At 48.9% G+C, this 19,537-nt stretch carries 18 protein-coding genes and 1 riboswitch; of the genes, 3 read left to right on the top strand and 15 right to left on the bottom strand.

What is annotated here, in order from left to right; genetic code table 11:
* Positions 1–135: 135 nt before the first annotated feature.
* From ACGTIC_RS08350 to ACGTIC_RS08310, 9 genes are all read right to left on the bottom strand, one after another.
* A complete protein-coding gene (locus ACGTIC_RS08350) occupies positions 136–588 on the bottom strand; it encodes a GatB/YqeY domain-containing protein (protein ID WP_059077466.1) in 453 nt (150 codons plus the stop codon).
* 25 nt (positions 589–613) lie between these two features.
* A complete protein-coding gene (rpsU, locus tag ACGTIC_RS08345; RefSeq protein ID WP_059077465.1) occupies positions 614–793 on the bottom strand; it encodes a 30S ribosomal protein S21 in 180 nt (59 codons plus the stop codon).
* 151 nt (positions 794–944) lie between these two features.
* Positions 945–2,135 (bottom strand): methionine adenosyltransferase, encoded by a 1,191-nt coding sequence (metK, locus tag ACGTIC_RS08340; RefSeq protein ID WP_059077464.1) that lies wholly within the window; start codon positions 2,133–2,135, stop codon positions 945–947.
* An 81-nt stretch (positions 2,136–2,216) separates the two neighbouring features.
* Positions 2,217–2,319: riboswitch (SAM riboswitch) on the bottom strand.
* 98 nt (positions 2,320–2,417) lie between these two features.
* Positions 2,418–4,043: an EamA family transporter gene (locus ACGTIC_RS08335; protein WP_113855973.1), complete on the bottom strand. Its 1,626-nt coding sequence runs from the start codon at positions 4,041–4,043 to the stop codon at positions 2,418–2,420.
* A 169-nt stretch (positions 4,044–4,212) separates the two neighbouring features.
* A complete protein-coding gene (locus ACGTIC_RS08330; RefSeq protein ID WP_113855974.1) occupies positions 4,213–4,962 on the bottom strand; it encodes a phosphatase in 750 nt (249 codons plus the stop codon).
* Between the two features lie 14 nt (positions 4,963–4,976).
* Positions 4,977–6,005, bottom strand: coding sequence for an ABC transporter ATP-binding protein (locus tag ACGTIC_RS08325; RefSeq protein ID WP_113855975.1), 1,029 nt, complete (start codon positions 6,003–6,005; stop codon positions 4,977–4,979).
* Positions 5,950–7,677: an iron ABC transporter permease gene (locus tag ACGTIC_RS08320; protein WP_257536512.1), complete on the bottom strand. Its 1,728-nt coding sequence runs from the start codon at positions 7,675–7,677 to the stop codon at positions 5,950–5,952. The genes ACGTIC_RS08325 and ACGTIC_RS08320 overlap by 56 nt, the downstream gene beginning before the upstream one ends.
* 13 nt (positions 7,678–7,690) lie before the next feature.
* Positions 7,691–8,716 (bottom strand): ABC transporter substrate-binding protein, encoded by a 1,026-nt coding sequence (locus ACGTIC_RS08315; protein ID WP_113855976.1) that lies wholly within the window; start codon positions 8,714–8,716, stop codon positions 7,691–7,693.
* Positions 8,658–9,488: a sugar phosphate isomerase/epimerase gene (locus ACGTIC_RS08310; protein ID WP_113855977.1), complete on the bottom strand. Its 831-nt coding sequence runs from the start codon at positions 9,486–9,488 to the stop codon at positions 8,658–8,660. The genes ACGTIC_RS08315 and ACGTIC_RS08310 overlap by 59 nt, the downstream gene beginning before the upstream one ends.
* A 182-nt stretch (positions 9,489–9,670) precedes the next feature.
* On the opposite strand from ACGTIC_RS08310, the gene ACGTIC_RS08305 reads away from it, so the two are divergent.
* Positions 9,671–11,233 (top strand): nitrite/sulfite reductase, encoded by a 1,563-nt coding sequence (locus tag ACGTIC_RS08305; protein ID WP_113855978.1) that lies wholly within the window; start codon positions 9,671–9,673, stop codon positions 11,231–11,233.
* 143 nt (positions 11,234–11,376) lie between these two features.
* On the opposite strand, the gene ACGTIC_RS08300 is transcribed toward ACGTIC_RS08305, so the two are convergent.
* The 3 genes from ACGTIC_RS08300 to ACGTIC_RS08290 all read right to left on the bottom strand — a co-directional run bounded on the left by ACGTIC_RS08300 (position 11,377) and on the right by ACGTIC_RS08290 (position 13,637).
* Positions 11,377–12,225, bottom strand: coding sequence for a peptidoglycan recognition family protein (locus ACGTIC_RS08300; RefSeq protein ID WP_113855979.1), 849 nt, complete (start codon positions 12,223–12,225; stop codon positions 11,377–11,379).
* Positions 12,226–12,305: 80 nt separating this feature from the next.
* Positions 12,306–13,157, bottom strand: a complete 852-nt coding sequence (locus ACGTIC_RS08295) for a polysaccharide deacetylase family protein (protein ID WP_257536513.1) — start codon at positions 13,155–13,157, stop codon at positions 12,306–12,308.
* 87 nt (positions 13,158–13,244) lie between these two features.
* Positions 13,245–13,637 (bottom strand): hypothetical protein, encoded by a 393-nt coding sequence (locus tag ACGTIC_RS08290; protein WP_075582313.1) that lies wholly within the window; start codon positions 13,635–13,637, stop codon positions 13,245–13,247.
* A 186-nt stretch (positions 13,638–13,823) separates the two neighbouring features.
* Here ACGTIC_RS08290 and ACGTIC_RS08285 point away from each other — a divergent pair, with 186 nt between their 5' ends.
* Both ACGTIC_RS08285 and ACGTIC_RS08280 read left to right on the top strand, forming a co-directional pair.
* Entirely contained in the window at positions 13,824–15,350 is a 1,527-nt protein-coding gene (locus ACGTIC_RS08285) for a pyruvate kinase (protein WP_113855980.1), read from the top strand.
* 108 nt (positions 15,351–15,458) lie between these two features.
* Positions 15,459–15,851 (top strand): NifB/NifX family molybdenum-iron cluster-binding protein, encoded by a 393-nt coding sequence (locus tag ACGTIC_RS08280; protein WP_200817467.1) that lies wholly within the window; start codon positions 15,459–15,461, stop codon positions 15,849–15,851.
* Between the two features lie 352 nt (positions 15,852–16,203).
* Here ACGTIC_RS08280 and ACGTIC_RS08275 read toward each other — a convergent pair whose 3' ends face one another.
* The 3 genes from ACGTIC_RS08275 to mutY all read right to left on the bottom strand — a co-directional run bounded on the left by ACGTIC_RS08275 (position 16,204) and on the right by mutY (position 19,429).
* On the bottom strand, positions 16,204–17,127 hold the full coding sequence (locus tag ACGTIC_RS08275; protein ID WP_075582312.1) for a LysR family transcriptional regulator: 924 nt from the start codon (positions 17,125–17,127) through the stop codon (positions 16,204–16,206).
* Entirely contained in the window at positions 17,105–18,214 is a 1,110-nt protein-coding gene (locus ACGTIC_RS08270; protein ID WP_257536514.1) for a metallophosphoesterase, read from the bottom strand. Before ACGTIC_RS08270 ends, ACGTIC_RS08275 begins: the two co-directional genes overlap by 23 nt.
* A gap of 150 nt (positions 18,215–18,364) precedes the next feature.
* On the bottom strand, positions 18,365–19,429 hold the full coding sequence (gene mutY, locus ACGTIC_RS08265; RefSeq protein WP_059077449.1) for an A/G-specific adenine glycosylase: 1,065 nt from the start codon (positions 19,427–19,429) through the stop codon (positions 18,365–18,367).
* Between the last annotated feature and the right edge of the window lie 108 nt (positions 19,430–19,537).

The raw sequence follows: 19,537 nt of genomic DNA, 5'->3' as shown, positions 1-19,537 counted from the left end.
AATAAAAAAGACTTCTCCCCTAAAATTTGGTTTGAAGTCTTCTTTGACTTGATTCATGACTTATTTTGTTGTCTAAATCATGGTTAAATATTACAATCAATCAGCGGATTTGTCAAGCGATTTATGATAAATTCACTACTTGTTTTGTAAGATTTTTTTGACGGTCTGGGAAACGACCTTCCCGTCGGCTTTGCCCTTGACTTTCGGCATGACGAGCTTCATGACATCGCCCATCTTAAGAGACGACGCATCCTGCCCGGCAATGGTGTCACGGACGATTTGCGCAACTTCATCTTCCGTCAGCTGTTTTGGCATATACTTTTCCAGAACGGCCATTTCAGCCTTTGTCTGGTCTGCCAGGTCAGTACGGCCGGCTTTTTCAAATTCAGCCAGCGATTCTTTGCGCTGTTTCATTTCTTTGGCAATGACTGCTGCCACACCGGCATCATCCAGTTCGCATTTACCATTGATTTCCGTATTTCTAATGGAATTACGGACCATGCGTATGACGGAAAGAGCTGTCTTACCAGCTTCTTTCGCTTTCATTGCCGTTTTCATATCTTGAAGCAGTTCTTCTTTCAGAGACATGATATCACCCTTCTACTCTTTGCGATTATGCTCTATACTTCCGTTTCCGTGCTGCTTCAGATTTTTTCTTTCTCCGTACGCTCGGTTTTTCATAGTGTTCGCGTTTCCGGACTTCGGAAAGAACACCTGCTTTTTGGCAAGAACGTTTGAAACGGCGCAGTGCGCTGTCCAAGGATTCATTTTTACCAACTTTGATTTCTGCCATTCTATATCCCTCCCTCCAAATGTATGTTAGGGAGTGCTTTACTGCACACATTGAAATTATACTCAAAAAGAGCATATTTGTCAATCCGTAAAGTACTGTAGAAAGTGAAGTCATACACTTTCGTCAGGCAGACATCAAGGACAATTGCCTATTATAATCCGGCTTCTTTACGGAGAATATCGGCCTTATCGGTCTTTTCCCAGGGAAGATCCAGATCGTTGCGGCCAAAGTGACCATAAGCAGCGGTCTGTTTGTAGATAGGACGCTGCAGGTCGAGCATTTCGATGATGCCGGCCGGGCGGAGATCAAAGTGTTTATTGATCAGGCTGACGATGACATCGTTATCGACCTTGCCTGTACCGAACGTTTCAACGTGGATAGAAACAGGGCGGGCAACGCCTATGGCATAAGCCAGCTGGATTTCGACCTTATCAGCCAGTCCCGCGGCAACAATATTCTTGGCTACATAACGGGCTGCATAAGCGGCCGAACGGTCGACTTTTGTGGGGTCCTTGCCGGAGAAGCATCCGCCGCCATGACGGGCCATGCCGCCGTACGTATCGACGATGATTTTCCGTCCCGTGAGTCCCGAATCACCCTGAGGGCCGCCGATGACGAACCGTCCCGTCGGATTAATATACAGTTTCGTCTTGTCATCGAACAGGCCTTCAGGAAGTTCCGGCTTGATGACGTATTCGAGGAGATCTTTTTCAATCTGGTCACGTGTTACTTCCGGGCTGTGTTGTGCCGAAATGACAATGGTATCGATGCGGACCGGCTTGCCGTCATCGTATTCGACCGTGACCTGTGTCTTTCCATCGGGACGGAGATAAGACAGCGTGCCATCCTTACGGACCTTCGCCAGGCGGCGTGCCAGACGGTGTGCCAGGGAAATCGGCAGTGGCATGTAATCGTCCGTTTCATTAGTAGCGTAGCCGAACATCATACCCTGGTCACCGGCACCAATCATATCAAATTTATCCTTCTGCCCTTCTTTTGCTTCCATAGCTTCATCGACGCCCATAGCAATATCTGAAGACTGTTCGTCAAGGGATACGAGGATGCCGCATGTATCGCAGTCAAAGCCGTATTTAGCCCGCGTGTAACCGATTTCACGGATTGTTTCGCGGACGATATGTGGAATATCGACATAACAGGTAGTGGAAATTTCACCTACGACATGGACCATGCCAGTCGTTACCAGCGTTTCGCAGGCAACGCGGGCATTTTTGTCTTTTGCCAGGATGGCATCAAGGATGCTGTCGGAAATCTGGTCAGCCATCTTATCAGGATGACCTTCAGTAACGGATTCAGAAGTAAAGAATTCGCGGTTTTTAGCCATTTGTATATCCTCCTTAACTTTTTTAGTTCCATTTGATACGTATGTAAAAAAAAGCCCTCTCTGACAAGAGGGGGCTACGTATACCCATCTGCCAGTATATACACTGTTGGATTTAGCACCTTTCAATAGATGAAGGTTGCTGCGGCATCACAGGGCCAGTCCCTCCGCCGTCTCTTGATGGAACTATATTTTATTTGACGTAAGATAGTATACCCGATATAGCAGGATAATGCAAGTCTTTTTCAAAAGAAATTTTCCCTGCCCGGTAACACCTATACCGTATCAGTCTTCGGGCACAGCTGTTGTTTTTTCATCCCGGGCATTGTCCTTTGTAACAGGATTGAGTTCGTCCTTCGAAATGGTAAGACGATGCTGGGCTGCTGCCAGGATGAGGTCTGCTGTCTTTACGACACCGTAATCGCTGGATTTCAGGCTCATATCGTAATTGGCCCCATATCCCCAGTAGGAATCAGTACAATACATGCAGTGGTCGCGCCGTTCCTTGTTGACGCGGTTGCGGATTTTCATGGCCGTATCGGCATCGACGTGTTCGCGCAGCATGATGCGCTGCACAGCCCAGTCCGGATCAGAAGAAATAAATACATTAAATGTATTGGGACGCTTGCGCAGGATATAGTTTGCCAGCCGCCCGACGATAACGCAGGATTTACCGTTGGTTAGTTCCCGGATGACATCGGATTCATCATTAAACATCTCCTGCCGCTTCGATTCATACCCTGTCGAATAATGGACGTAATCATCGTAGACTTTAGCCAGGAGCGGACCGAGATGATTGTCTTTTTCCCTGCGCCAGGCTTCGAATGTCTGGGGATGTTCTTTCCGTGTCATATTGAGAATAGCCGTGTCATAGTAGGGCACGCCCAGCTTGCGGGCTACGAGTTTGCCTATATTGCGGCCGCCACTGCCGAATTCCCGGGAAATAGTGATGACCAGCGGGCATTCTGCATCTTCCCGTATCCACGCCGGATGATTCTTACGCCCTTCGATTTCACCGACCGCATGATGGCGGAACAGGAGATGTTCGATAGGCCCTGCCATGGTACAGCCCAGAAGGATGAGAACCAGACCGATGACAGCGTTCATTGTAATCGGTTCCGACAGAATAATCGCCGACAGGATCAACGCGATGACTGGTTTAATGAAGAAGGCAAAAGATGCATTAGAAGGGCCAGTCAGTTCAATTGCTTTCATGAAGCACAGGTACCCGAAACCGGTAACGACGAGGGAGCAATAAATGAGCGGCCAGATAGTACTGGAATTGATGCCGCCCAGGATAGGATCGCCGTGAAACAGGAGGATAAAGAACAGGAAAAAGCAGCCCAGAAGGAAACTGAAGGCATTTTCTACATTGCCGCCCAATTTGGCAATACGCAGCTTACCAAGTGTCGTATAGAGGGCAAAGGAAACAGCTGCCGCAGCCGAAACGAGCAGCCCAAAATTGCCGCTTTCGATAATGGCTACGGGATTGGCCACGATAATCAGACCGACGATACTCAGGACCAGGGTAATTGCCTTTTTGCGGGTAAATGCTTCATGAATAATAAAATACGAAAAAATCATGACAAAGACAGGATTACTGGAAAAGACGATAGCCGCAAGACCGGCATTGGCCATATTGACCCCAATCTGGAACAAAATCATGCTGAAACAAATATTGACCAGCCCCAGCACAGCCAGATAGGCTATATCAGAACGATTCAGATGGATATGGCGCTTCTTCATATCCCGCAGTGCCAGAGGCATCAACAGCAAACCACCGACGAGAAAACGAAGAAAGGTCAATTGAAAGGGAGTAAAAGCAGTGCCAGCGATTTTCAACGAGATTTCCATGGTCCCGAAGGCAATTGCTGTCAGCACAATACAGATTGTGCCTAATTTAGATGACATAGAAAAGCCTCCTCTTCATACATTACTGCTTTTAAATGAAATGATACATCAAACCATCAAAGCAAATCTCATTATATACCCGCTCGATAAGCGTTGCAATATAAAAAGGTGCTACACTTTTCCATCCCATTCTTTTGTTTTTTTATATTCCCGGTGTTCACTACACCATCTATTCAGACAGGCTGGCAGCAAGCCGCTTCCGTCTCGGCGTATCGTTGAGGACGTATAATAAGCCTTCTTTCGTCGCATTCAGAACGAGAGATTCAGGAAAACAAGCGTCTTGCAAAAAGGCGTCCGACCGCTGCAAATCTCCGACATCGAGCCATATATGCGCGTCACTGCCGGCAATGACAGGAACCTGATACTGCTGACAATATTTCAGCAGCACAGGAATATTTTTTTCTGCACCGGTACGCCCGTTACGTGGCGAAGCAGAACTATTATTGATTTCCATGGCAATATGTTCGTGGGAAGCCGCCTCTACGAGTCTTTCATAATCGACAGGAAAGCGGTCATCGTCAGGATGCCCCAGAATTTTAACATAGGGATTTTTCATAGCCTGTATGAGCGCCGATGTGTTCTCCTCTACCGATCCGGACTGGATGCAGTCTTTATGGAGACTGGCAATGATGTAATCGACTTTCTGCAATATGCGTTCTTCCATATCGACATGTCCATCATAATCAATAATATTTAGTTCCATTCCTGTAAAGACGTGCAGTCCATCGATGATGTCAGGGATTACTTTAAAATTGGTAAAAAAGATAGGCTGCGGCGCACCGGGCATGGAACTGGAATGTTCTGATACCCCCAGACCCCAGAGGCCCCGTTTCCTGGCCGCAGCAATATTATCCGTAAAGGAACCATAGGCGTGGCCACTGGCCAGCGTATGGGTATGCAGATCAAATAAATAATTCATATGCTTTCCTCTTTTCACGCTGTAAATACGAGCCGTACCGATTCGCCGGGGAAAAATACTTCTCCTGACCGGGCAAAAACTTGGAATTCTTCTTTACCACAGGTGACGGCGTAGTGTATTTCCCTGCCGTGAAACTGCCGGTTCGTTATGGTCGCTTCCAGTCCCGGCCCATCATAGGTGATATGGAATTGTTCCGGCCGGACGGGATAGAGGCCTTTTTCTTTTAAAGGACAGGCAATACCCGTATCAGGATATACGAAAGGATGTCCCGCCACATGAAAATCACTCCCCTGCCAGGTGCCATGAAGGAGATTACATTTGCTGACGAAGGTAGCGACGAATTCGCTTTCCGGGTGAGTATAAATTTCTTCCGGTGTTCCCAGTTGTTCGATGACGCCGTAACGCATGACCAGAATGCGGTCTGCCATGGCCAGAGCTTCGCTCTGATCGTGCGTGACGTATATGATAATGGCGCCCGTACGGCGGTGTATGTCCTGGATTTCTTTGCGCATATTGATTTTAAGTTCGGCATCGAGAGCACTCAGAGGTTCATCCATAAGCAGGATGGACGGCTTGCTGACGATAGCCCGGGCCAGGGATACGCGCTGGCGCTGGCCGCCGGACAGTTCCCCGGGATAGCGGTCGGCCAATGCATCGAGTCCCATATCATGGATGGCCTGGGCGGCAGCGGCTTCTTTTTTCTCTGCCGGCCAGCCTGCTTTTTTACGGCTCTTCAGGGGAAATTCCACATGTTCCCGCACAGTCATGTGTGGCCACAGGGCAAAGGACTGGAACACCATGCCAAGGTCTCTGTTTTCAATGGGAACCATGACTGATGAATCAGAATAGACCGTGCCATCGAGGCGTACTGTGCCAGAGGTAGGTTTCAGGAAGCCGCCGATAATCCGCAGCAATGTCGTCTTGCCACAACCGGACGGGCCGAGGATAGCAAGGAATTCTGACGGTCTGATAACCAGATTAATATCATTAAGCACTGGCGTGCTGCCGAATTTCTGTTTTATGTGTTCGAGATGCAAGCTCATACACGTTTTTCTCCTTCTTTTTTAAAGATGTAGCCCAGGCCAGCATATATCCGCCAAGGAGCAGTAATACGACGACGGTGGACATGGCCGCCGACAGGCTGTAATCGCCGGCCTGCTGAAAACTGAAAATCGTAAGGCCGATGGTCTTTGTACCGGCACTGGCCAGAATAGACGATAAGGTTAGTTCGGTCAGGGACAGGCCGAATATGAGAAACGAACCGGAAAGGACAGGCCGCATCAGCAGGGGCACCAGCACATAGCGCCAGACTGACAGCATAGAACCGCCGCTGGCACGGACAGCATCCTCCAGTTCGGGATTAATGGCATTCAGTGCAGTCTTACTGCTCTTTATCTGAAGAATCAGGTAACGCGTGATGTACGCAAACAGCAGGATGTAGATTGTCCCATAGAGCTGGGGCCGGACCCCGGGGAGCGGTTCCGTCCACTGGAAAATCATGGCCAGAGCCAGGACAATGCCCGGCAGTGCATAGGTCAGGGCTGCGCATTTTTCAGCAATTGCAGCGGCCAGACTATGGCAACGCACTTGACGGAATGCCAGGACCGTACCGATCACGATGCATACCAGACAGGTGACCAGTGCCAGAATCAGGCTGTTGCGGACAGCCGTAAGAACGCCCGTATTGGTAAAGACAAAGGAAAAATTACGCAACGATATATTACTATAGGTCACGGCAAGGCCATAATTTTTCAAGAACGCGTTGAGAATCATATCAGCTAATGGAACGAAGTTGAGAAGGCTGAGCAGACCCGTGACACCCCACTCCAAAATCTTTCGTCTGCTGCCGTTCAGGATGATGCGGGGCTGGAAATCTTCTTTGATGGATTCCATGGCGCTGCGGCTATGGACAAAACAGCTTTCCAACAGTGTCCCGCCAATGGCGATGCACGACAACAGGACAGACAATGCGGCTGCCATGGGAAATGCATCGGGTCCGAAACTGATGGCCTTTTCGTAGATGTACGTACTGAGTACGGGAATCCCCGATGAAATGCCCAGAAAGGCCGGCACGGCAAAGTTATCAATAGCAGCCAGGAATGCCAGCAGGCTGCCACTGGCGATAGCCGGCCAGACTTCCCGCAGGTCAATGCGCCATATAGTCTGCCAGATAGTAAAGCCGCAGGCCCGGGAGGCCCATTCCATCTCTGCAGGTATCTTGCGCAGCATGTGGACGACGCTGAGGTAGACAACGGGAATATTGATGAACCCCAGGACAACCCATATGCCGGTCAGACTGTATAAATCGAGCGGGGCAAGCCCCAGTGATGTCACAAACGTATTAATATGGCCTTGCTTCAGCAAAAGGCCTGACCAGGACAGTGTCACAATATAAGACGGGATGATAAACGGCATGAGAACGAGCAGTTCCAGCAGCTTTTTGTGACGAATATTGGTATAGGCTGACACAAAAGCAAGGAAACTGCCCACAAAGGCAGCCATAATCGTCGACGCAATGGAAATGATCAATGTATTTTTTATGGCTTCCCACGTCCGCTGGTCATGGAACAAGGTAATGAAATTGGCCAGACTATAGCCATCTGCGCCATGAAAACTCATGACGCAGAGGCGCAGGACCGGAGCCACAAAGACAAAACACAGAAGGCTGTAGAACACCAGTCGTACTATCGGCCGCTGTATCTTTGAGGATAACAATGGAAGTCCCCCTTTATGAGAAGATGCTGCTGAACTGTTTTTTATCGGCTTCACGGTTGGTAAAGAGTGTCGTCACGTCGCCAGACAGTACATGGATATCCGTAATCGATTTCAAACCTTCCGGAGCAGCGACTCCTTCTTTGATCGGCGTATATCCGATGCTGGCAGCCAGTTCCTGTCCCTTTTTAGACAGTACGAAATCGATAAAAGCCTGGGCTGCTTTTTTATGTTTGGCATTCTTTATCAGGCCGATTGGTTCGGTTACGGCAGGAGATCCTTCCGACGGATAAATGAAGGTGACAGGCGCTCCGTCTTTCCGGGACCGGTTAGCCATGAAATCGGCAACGATACCGTAAGCTTTTTCACCAGAAACGACAGCTTTCTGAACGGAACCATTTCCCTTATCGACTTTAACGCCATTGGCTTTCAGGGCATTATACCAGTCCCAGCCAAGGCCGTTTGTCCGGGTAAGCAGGCTCAGGTTATAGGCAGCCGCGCCGGAATATAGCGGACTCGGCATGGATACTTCGTCTTTCATCGCCGTTTTTGTCAAATCGGCAAAAGCAGCCGGCTGTTCTTTGGCTTTATCCGTATTGACCATAATGCCCGTCGTGATGACTTTCGTTCCCGTATACATGTGGTCCTTATCGATGAACTGACTGGGAATACCGGACAGTTCTGACGATTCATAAGCTTCCAGCATATCTTTATTTTTCAGGGATTCAAAGGTTACATTATCGGCGACCAGCAGCACATCTGCTTTGATATCACCGGCCGATTGTTCTGCCATGACTTTACTGATGACTTCTTCCGTACCGGACCGGAATACACTGACTTTGACATCAGGATGTTCCTTGTTAAACGCTTCTATCAGCTTCTGGGCATCTTTTTCCGGCTGGGACGTATAGAGGACGACTTCCCCTTTAAGGTCGTCTTTGGCAGCCGATGACTGTTCCCCGCTTCCTCCGCAGCCAGCAAGACTAAACAGCGTAACACCGGTCAGTAAGAGACCGCAGGTTTTTTTTATCCATGTATTCATGTTGTTCCTCCTCATGTAAGAAATCAAGATTTTTGTGTAATATCGTGTAGCCGGTACCGGCATCAAACCCTTCTACGACCAATGGCAGCTGCCGGCTGTATAAAACGGGCAGCAGTTTCATGAAGTCATAATCTCCTTCCCTAAGGGGCGTATGATATACGGGACCCTGACGGTTGCTGATATGTATCTTAGACAGCCGTGGCATCTCATTCAATATGCGACGGATTTCCGCTGTACTGTCACAGTGGGCCGTGTCCAATGTATAATAAAATGCATCAAATAAATCTCCTGCTGCGTTCTCCATAGCCTCAACAGATGTGACGAACTCTTTCGGAATCTTCTCCATAATTTCCAGTGATACGGGGATTCCTAAAACATGAGATGCTTCGGCAATCTGTTCCAGCGACTGATGAAACAGGGCCACGCTGGTCCTGGGCCAGAATGGCATAGTCATATGTCCGGGATGAACCGTCACTTCAGAAGCTTCCAGATCTCTGGCCAGATGCAGAGAAGCTATGACTTCCTGAACAGAAGCCTGCCGTATTCCCTCATTGAGTGAAGCCAGGTTCAGATCCCAGCTGCAGCTGTGCACAAAAGTTTTCATCTGGAATTTCCTGGCATATTCTCTATAAACATTCCGGTCGTACTGATGATAGAAAAAATGCTGTGCCCATACTTCTATCCCTGCCAGCTGATGGTCCCGGACGACCTGTGCCATATCCTGCAAAGGTGCACTCCACATCAGCGTGGAAGAGAAAAAAACTTGCTTCATATAACCCCTCCTTCTGCACGAACACATCTATTGTGAATCGCCTTTGTAAAGATTTCCTATATATCCCGTTGCTTCTATGTAAAACTTTCTACTTCTATCGAAAATTATGGTATATCCACACATCGGGGATTCTGGTATACTATGTTCAGTATTACACTTTCTTTTTCGAAAGGAGCCTTTCCATGACCGATATTTCTCAGGAAACGAAATCAGAAATACAGAGCCGCTTCCCTCTGTTTAAAGAAGCCTGCCACGCTTTCTATGCCAAAGAGCTGCCGCCTGCCAAATACAAGGGCACGTCTGGCAAGTTTGGAAGCTATGGTGAACGGGGCGGGCAGAGTTCTATGCTGCGCCTGCGCTTTTCCGGCGGTGCCGTCCGGAAAAAGCATATTCTCTTTTTAAAAGATATACTCGGGCGGTATCCCTTAGACCTGATTCATTTCACGACAGGTGAAGCTCTCCAGATTCACCATTTGTCTGAAGAAAATCTGCTGGCTTTGTACCAGGAATGCTTCGATGCCGGCATATACTGTTATGGCGCTGGAAGCGACAATCCGCGTAATATAACGGCCAGTCCCCTCCACGGCGTCGAACAGGGTGAATACTTTGATATGACCCCTTATATCGAAGCAGCTTCCCACTTCGTCATCAATCTCATGCCCAGGCTGAACCTTCCCCGCAAATTTAAAATCAGCTTTTCAAACGGCCTCGACAATGAAGGTCATGCAACGTTTAAAGATCTGGGATTTGTAGCCCGCCCGGACCATACATTCGATGTCTATGCCGGCGGAGGTTTCGGCGTCAATGGCTCCCGCTTTGGCATTCTCATCGACCACGGTATCGATCCCCTAGATATTTCTTACTACATTTTTGCCTATGCCCGCGATATTTATATGAAATATGGTGATTATGACCACCGCGGCCGCAATCGTTCCCGCTTTATTCTGGAAGCCATGGGAGAAGATGCGTTCCGTAAGGCCGTTCGGGACGCCGTCAGGAAAGTCCGCTCTGAAGGAAATTACAGACTGACGATTGAACCGCAGACACCGTCGACAAAAGGCAGTGATGACGATCGCATATTGTCTGACCCGCGCATAGGAAAGCAAAAACAGCCCGGCCTGTACTATGTAGCCTACAAGCCCCTGGGAGGTACGCCGGATATGACTGTATTCACCCGTCTTCTTACGGCACTTTCAGCTATGGATGATGTCGAAATCCGGCTCAACGCTGATGAAACAGCATATATAATCAATCTGACTGCCCCTGAAGCCCGGGCGATAGCGGATATTACCGTAAGTGATACGGCACGGACACCGTTTGAACAGTCGGTCAGCTGCATCGGCGCAACGGTATGCCAGCAGGGATTGCGCGATTCGCACGGTACATTCGTCCATATTGCCACCGTACTACGGGAAAGTGGCAAAGACACGACGCTTTTGCCAAAATGTCATTTTTCCGGATGTCCGTCTAATTGCACGGTCCAGCAGCTGGCCATACTGGGATTGCGCGGATCCGGCAAAAAAACAGGCACTGCCATGGAAGAAGCGTTCGACATCTACGCTGGCGGCAGTTATGCCATCGGTCAGGGTGTCATGGGCACACAGATTGGCACGATTACAACGAAAAATCTGCCGGCATTCTTTCTGGCGCTGAATGACCGTCTCCTCGCCGATTCCCAGGCCTTTACTGACTGGTATCCGTCTCATAAAGATACCTTCCGGGACCTGGTACAGCAGTTTGAATAATTTTGAATACAAAAGAGGGGCCGCAGCAAAATGAACTATCCTGGTCATTTTGCTGCGGCCCTTTTTTTGTTTTATATCGTAATGCTTCATGCTTCTGGTAATCCGTATGTCCCCAGAAGGATGCATTTAGTTTTTACATGCACTTACGGTTTTTCTGTTTCATATTTTTTCAGCTTCAGCAGATGAGTTCCCTTTAGTTTTTCAGCATAGATATTCAGTTCCACATCATCGCGAAGTTGTGGCAAAAGGCGATAGAGATTCTTGCCCGGGCAGTCCGTACTGTTCACATCGCGGTGACCGACAATCGTTGCCGGGCCGGGATCGATATGATAGATACGGCAAAGCGCCGTCACCAATTCTGTAAGGGATTTCATCTGGGCATCAGTCGGGACTTCTTTGTCAAAATTTCCAGTCACGTTAATGCCGACGGTATGATAATTTTCCCCGTAGGCATGAGCTCCCACAACGGCCAGAGGCCGGCCCCGTTCGATAACGCCATTTTTGCGGATGACATAATGATAGCCGATGCCAGCCCATCCATTGGCCAGATGAGCCCGGTGGATAGCCGCTGCCGGTGTATCACCATCGGGGATTCCTACATGATGGATGACAATCATATCTGTCCTGGGCCGTACAAGGAGTGGTTCAGTAAAATGAAAATTCGTTTCCTCAATGACCAGTCCTTCCGATGGAGCTGCATCCTTTTCAGGATTGTAGACAGAAAGGCCGTCATCGTGTGCTGCCTGTCCTTTCTGATACGTATCGGCTTTTTCCGTACTGGTGGCCGGTCTTACCTGAGCCGCCTTTTTTTTCGACTTCTTTGTCTTTTTCTTTTTTACCTGCTCTTTTGATGACGCATTCTGTACGGCTGCCGTCTGATCTTGAGACTGAACAGCTTCCGCCTGTTCACTGGCACTGACGGACGGCAGGCTGAAGACAGAAACGGCCACTGCGGTCGTCAATACAAATACAAATTTCATAAAGGATTTCATCTTGTTACCTCCTTACGCCAAAAGTGACTGCCCCAGGAAATGTAATACTCCTGGGGCAGCTGTCTTTTCTATTTTCCTTGTTACGGCTGGGGGATATGTTCCGCCAGTGGTTTTGTCATTTCCATATTAGCAAAGTAAGCATGGGTCTTCCACAAAAGGGCACTGAATGCACTAAAGGTCAGACGGAAACGGAAATGTTTGAAACTGACCGGACCTTCAAAGAAGGGGACCCGGTCCAGATCGTAGTGGTCATCCCAGGGGAAATCACGGCCTGTTTCTACAGTAAATCCATAATCATACCCGGCATTTTTCGTTTCTTCCATGACCATAGCATTGAACTTTCCTTCCGGGAAAGCGATGAAATTACAAACCTTGCCCGTCCGGGCTTCAATCATGGCTTTCGATTCCTGCAATTCTTTTCGTACGCCATCGCGGTCAAAACTGGTCAGAGGCTTGTGGCTGATCGTATGGGATCCGAATTCCATCCCGTCGTCGCTCATTTCCTTGACCATATTCCAGGTCAGATATCCTGGCTTTTCCATGAGATTCATGATGAGAAAAATGGTGCCACGGAATCCATATTTTTTCATGATAGGATAGGCGAACTCGTAATTATCGACATATCCATCATCAAAGGTAATCAGAACCGGACGGTCCGGCAATGACCCTTCCCCGCGCATATAGGCATCAAATTGTTCCTGAGTAATGGAATGATAATCGTTGTCGTGCAGATATTTCATCTGTGCTTCAAAGTTTTCAGGCTTCATAGTGAGACATGTCTCATAGCGGTTGTTGACCTGATGATAATTGAGGACGGGAACCCCCGTCAGATGATAATTGGTCGATCCAAAATACCAATACGCAAAGATACCGGCTACAAGAACGATGACTGTAAAAAGAATACCTAAAAACCAGGAAAAAAATTTTTTCACATTAAAACTCCCTTGTCCTGACTCTAAGCAATTCATATCTGTTTAAGGATATCACAACATGTGTGTACTGACAAGGATTTTTTCGCACTAAATATGATTTATTGTTTTGATAAACCCATTTTCCCGGAGCCAGTTCTTGTCTTTTTGTTCTAATGCCTGCTGCAGGTCTTTCAAGCAGACATTTTCCGTTTCCGCTGTTTCCCGCACGTGAACGAGGTACTGTGTATCTTCGAAAATGTATTCTTTTAATTCTTCAGGATCTACGATGCCTCTTATGGCATAACGGATATCTTCCGATTCCTGCACGATATGGAGGATTTCCTTCCAATTGTCGTATTCCTGTTCAGAGAGGATGAATTCCCCCATCACGCCCGTATCGAGCCGCTCCTGGGAACAAATGACACTTTTTGCGTAATCGACGCCGCTGCTGCGGTCGTAAACGTGGAGTTCCCGTTCTTCATTGTTGACGTATACTATCATGATTAGTGTCTCCTTCATTAAAAATATTTTCTATTATATCATATTAATGTTTATTCCATAGCATCTTTTGTCACATAAAATGATGCTGTCCAATGTAAAATTACAGTGAAAACACTTTCTTTCTCCGCAACGATGGTATACTATGGTTGCATACAACATGTATTCTGGTATACAGGAGGCAATACGATGAAATCAACCCCTTCTCTAAAAGAAATGAATGACCTATATCAAACCTTGTTCGAACTTCGCCAGAACGTTTTAGAGCAGGGCATGAAAATGTATCAAGCTGTTTCTCCATCTATCCGGCGCAGCTCCTTCCGCTTCAGTGCCCTGAATCTGGCTTTTTATCTTGCCATACGCTGCCACGACCTGCGGCCCCTGCAGGAAAAGCTGCTGTTATTGGGATTATCTTCACTTGGGCGCAGCGAAGCCCGTACGATGGCGAATCTCGATGCCGTCATCGCTTCATTGGGGCGGATCTGCCACAAGCAGGAACATGAACTCATCGCCTATCCTGCACCAAAATGGTTTTTCCACGGCAACCGCCTGCTAGCTCATAATTCCAATCTGATATTTGGCATTCATCCTGATGCATCCTATACGAATATTATGGTGACTATGCCGCCGGAAGCAGCTACGGACTACAAACTGGTCCGCAATCTTCTCGAAGCAGGCATGGACATGGCCCGCATCAACTGCGCTCATGATACACGGGATATGTGGCAGGCCATGCTGCACCATATCCATAAAGCGGAAAAGGAAACAAAGAAACGCTGTAAAATCTACATGGACCTGGCCGGTCCGAAAGTCCGCATTTCCCAGGTATTAGTCCCCGGTGATGACGACCGTGTCTTTACAGATGATTTCTTTTTCCTCGCCCGTGGAAAAATTTCCGATTACCCTGCCGATTATACAGGAAATGTCATCATTACCTGTAGTATCCCCCAAGTATTCGATCATCTTCAGGAAGGCGATTCCGTCGTCATCGATGATGGCAAACTGAATTGTGTCGTCACCAGGCTTACGCCTCAGGGAGCCTATCTGCGCGTCATTTCGACAAAAGCCAAGGGATTCCGTCTGAAAAATAAAAAAAGCTTGAATTTCCCTAAAACACCACTGGACATTACGCCCCTGACGAAAAAGGATCTGACCGATCTCGATTTCATTATCCATCATGCCGACGCAATCGGCTATTCGTTCGTCCGCAGCCGCGCCGATATTCTCCTGTTGCAGGATGAACTGTACAAACGGATGGGAAATAAAGCACGGAACATGGCTATCATCGCAAAAATAGAGACCAGAGACAGTGTGCATAATCTGCCAGAAATCATCGTCCAGGCCGCTTCCCGGAATCCCTTTGGCGTCATGATTGCCCGGGGCGATCTGGCCGTTGAAGCGGGATATCATCGTCTGGCAGAGCTGCAGGAAGAAATACTCTGGATTTGTGAAGCTGCCCATATTCCCGTCATCTGGGCTACACAGGTTCTGGAAAACCTTGTCAAGACAGGCATTCCGTCCCGGGCTGAAATCACCGATGCCGCCATGAGTGAACGGGCCGAATGCGTCATGCTCAATAAAGGACCGTACATCGTAAAAGCCGTTTCCAGCCTGGCGGATATTGTTAAGCGTATGGAAGGCCATCAGTATAAAAAAGCACCCCAGCTGCGCACGCTCCATATCGCATCAGATGCGCTGAAAGCATTCGATAATTAAATTATTGACTTTTGTTGTTTATATTATTGACATATGTCGTTATATGATGTATACTCTTTAATAGAAGAAAGATTCAGTATAGTCAGGTTATATTAAGGAGGAATTCATATGATGACAAATGGCAAAATTGCCGTAACCTATGACAACGGCAGCGTATTCCAGCATTTTGGACGGACAGAAGCATTCAAGTTTTATACAGTAGAAGACAAAATCGTAACGGGGAGCGAAATCATTTCCACCAACGGTGTCGGCCACGAACCGCTGGCCCAGTGGCTCAAAGATCACGGTGCTGACGTACTCCTCTGTGGCAATATGGGACCGGGAGCGCGTAATGCCCTGCAGCAGGCTGGTATCCCCTTCTACTGTGGCGTTCAGGGATCCTGTGACGAAGCCGTACAGGCATTCCTGGAAGACCGGCTGCAGTATAATCCGGATGCCACCTGCAGCGGCGGTCATCATCAGCACCACGCCGGTCATGGTCATACATGCAATCATCAGTAGTCCTACCGGACAAGAGTACAGCGGAAATCACATCAGCTGTACTCTTTTTACGTTTTCTTACTGCGTTAACAGAATTACTGTTTTCCCCTTTTTCCGGCTCGTGTTTATAATAAAAAGTAACAAAAGAGCACGTGTTCTGCAGCACAGCTTTTGTCTGTTCCTGCGCCGTCTGCAGCTGGATACGAAAATCCTCTTACATGTCCCTTTTAGGATTCTTGTATGCTGATTTTAGCAGGAATATATTTATATCGAGACTCCCTGAAAAAGGGGCTGCAGCAAAGTGAACCAGAAGCATTCACCTTGCTGCAGCCCCTTTTTCCACGCACAGATTTTCTTTAATGGAAATATCCATTCATGTAAGACTATCTTTAATGAACTCTTTCGTACATTCAATGAACGCCCTGGCCGGGACAGAACATTCACTAAAGGAAGCCACTGTCAGGATAATATCACAAGTCAGGGACGGTGAAATCGGCCGTGCTGTGAGTCCCGGATGCATAGGAGCATAAAAATCCCACATATAAACGGGAAGCAGACTGACACAAGGTGTCTGTTCCAGTTTTTTCAACATGACATAATTGCAGTTGGACGTAAACGTCGAAAGAGGCTGCAGATTATACTTTTTCATGTACTCGGCTACATTCGATTCCAGACCATGGCGTGAACGGAACATGAGTACCCGGGACTGCTGCATTTCTTCTGCCGTAATGCATTCGTTCCGGGACAAAGGGTTCTGTTTGGACAGGACAGCCACATAAGGATTGACATTGAGGATAATCCATTCATTTTCATAATCTGGCTGTTTCGTCGTAATCGTAATATCGGCAACGCCGCTGCGCACCCATTCGGCTAGCGTTTTAGGACTGTTCTCTTCCAGAATGTCCACATCAATATTGGGGTATCGTTCCTGAAAGCGCTCGACGACAGGCAGTATGATGGCACAGGCCGTGCTGGTGAATCCGGCAATGCGCAGGCGGCCCAAATGAATGCCCTTGATATTTTCACACTGCTCTTCCAGCCGTTCTTCCACTTCTACGAGCTGCCGGGCATAGGGCAGGATGGCGTGTCCTTCTTTGGTCAGAACAACACCTTTGTTGCTCCGCTGTAGCAGGCTGAAACCACATTCATTTTCCAGGGAATTCATCATCTGGGTCACCGCCGACGGCGTATATCCCAGTTCCCGCGCAGCCTGGATGAAGCTTCCCTTGCGGGCTGCCGTGAGAAAGACTTTGTATTTTTCTATATTCATACAATCACCGCTTTTTCTGTAATTCATATACGGTAACTTCCCGGGAGCACAAGACCCGGAAAGGCAGCCAGTGGCCCGTACCGCGATTGACATACCCATAGCAGCCGTCTTTTTGGAACAGGCCGCGGAGATATTTAAATCCTACGGCCTGGACTAAAGGCCCGATAGGTGCAAACTGGGCACCATGGGTATGACCACACATCGTAAGAGGAATATGATGAGCGAATCCTTCATCGATGAAGGCCGAATTGTGTGCCAGCAGAATCGTAAATGCACCTTCTGGTATTCCCTGCAAGGCTGTCTGCGTATAGTCCCGGCGCTGTTCATCGTGGAGACGGCCGCTGGGGGCAAAACTGAAATCTGTGCCGGCAATATAAAAGGGCCTGTTATCCCTTCCGGAACGGCCGGAAAGATTCCGTCCCCCTCCGGGACTGGCACAGAAATGGCTGTTGCGTACGATACGTATGGGTGTCGATTCCAGCATGTCTGTAATATCCGCCAGTCCCCGGTAATATTCATGGTTGCCGTAGCAGAAATCAATGCCATCGGGAAACAAAGCGGCTCCCTCCATAAGGACCTGCCGGCACTGAGGAAGCCGGCTCAGCTCATCGATGAGATCCCCCGTAATTTCCAAGCGGTTGACTTTTTCCGCTGCCAGGCGCTCCATCGCTGTTTTTAAGTCCTCCGGGCTGAAAAACAGCCCAATATGGCTATCAGAAATCTGTCCGATGCGGTACCCTTCCAGATAATCAGGTAAGTCCGGAAAGGAAAGGGGAAGTTTGGTCACAGCCAGATAACTTTCGCCCACGACATTTCCCAGTCCGCTCGTCGCTGCTGCCGCTACGGGAACGGCAGCGGCCATCCCTTTCAGGAATGTCCGCCGGCTCATGGATGGCCCCTGATGTTCCCTGGCAGTCATATTTTCTGCCGGTGTAACCGGTCGGCCGCGCCGCTTCAGCCGGTAAAAAAAGATGCCAGCCGCCAGCACCACCAGGACAGGAAATGCCAGGAGAAAGGTGAGGAACCAGCTCACTGACGCCAAAGCTCCTATATGGAGCCCCATCAGGCGGATGCCCCCCGTCAGATTGGGGAACCAGTGGCTGTACCAATACAACTCCCCTGCCCCCAGCGCCGAGCAGCATGCCGTGAGCAAAGCAATTTTCTTTCCCTGTCCGCCTTGTACGATGTAGTTATATAGTACGCCTGCTGCTACGGAAAAACAGGACAGGATTACCATAAAATTAATAAAAAAAAGACCTTTCATCTAAACTATGGCAGTGATTTTTCCATGGGGCCCGGCCCAGGGAACCTGCGTGTAGCCAGCCTGTGGCAGCCACTGCCAATCCTCCTTATCCAATAGCGTCCCATTTGCATACGGGGCTGTATATATCGTCATCTGCCAGACTTTGTGGGAAAATACATGGCGCAGTGTACCGACTGGCCCGCTGGCACTACCGGCGCGGATTCCTGCTTTTTTCAGAACTTCTCTGGCTGCATCCAGCCCGGCATTTCCCTTTCCCACGGCATTGGGAAATTCCCACATAGAAGCGAGCAGTCCCTTTGCCGGACGGCGATGGATGAGCCAGGACTGCCGGTCGGAAACGACCAGAACGGTTATATCCACCGCAGGCTTGTCTTTTTTGACAATGCGGACCGGAAGTTCCGTCTCCCGCCCTTTTTCATGGGCAAGGCAGCAGGAAACAAGAGGACATTCCTGACAGCGCGGATGACGGGGAATGCAGATCGAAGCTCCCAGGTCCATGAGCGCTTCATTGAAATCGCCCGGCGCATCGTCGGGGATGACATCCTGTGCCAGGCGGGTAACTTCTTTTTTTACTTTCGCCGATAAAATATTATCCTCTATGAGGTACAGGCGGGAAAAGATGCGGAGCACGTTGCCATCGACAGCCGGGACCGGCCGGCCATAGGCAATACTGAGGACTGCCCCGGCCGTATAGGCACCGACTCCTTTGAGTGACAGCATATCCTTTTCCCTATCCGGTACCTTCCCGCCGTACCGGGCCTGCACTTCACAAACGGCCTGATGGAGATTGCGTGCCCGCGAATAATACCCCAGCCCCTGCCATTGGCGCAGCACTTCTTCCTGGGTGGCACTGGCCAGGGACGCCACCGTAGGAAAATGATCCAGCCAGTTTTCATAGTACGGCCGGACGGCTTCGACTTTCGTCTGCTGCAGCATAATTTCTGAAACCCATACTTTATACGGATCACGCGGCGAAGTGCGCCAGGGCAGGTCACGGCGGTGAGTCCGGAACCAGCCGAGCAGCAGCTGCGGCCAGTCATGGGCTGTTTCGTTGTGTATCGTCATAAACGGTTCATACCTCTGTTTTTTCAATGTAATCACACCGGAATGCCAGTCTGGCTCCGGTGCTTTATATTATACCACATCCCCTGCCATATATCGTATTTGAAAAAG

This window comes from Megasphaera hexanoica (assembly GCF_043520715.1).
Taxonomy (GTDB): Bacteria; Bacillota; Negativicutes; order Veillonellales; family Megasphaeraceae; genus Megasphaera; species Megasphaera hexanoica.
Note: the sequence above shows the minus strand (reverse complement) of the source record. Positions and strands in the feature narration are given on the sequence as shown.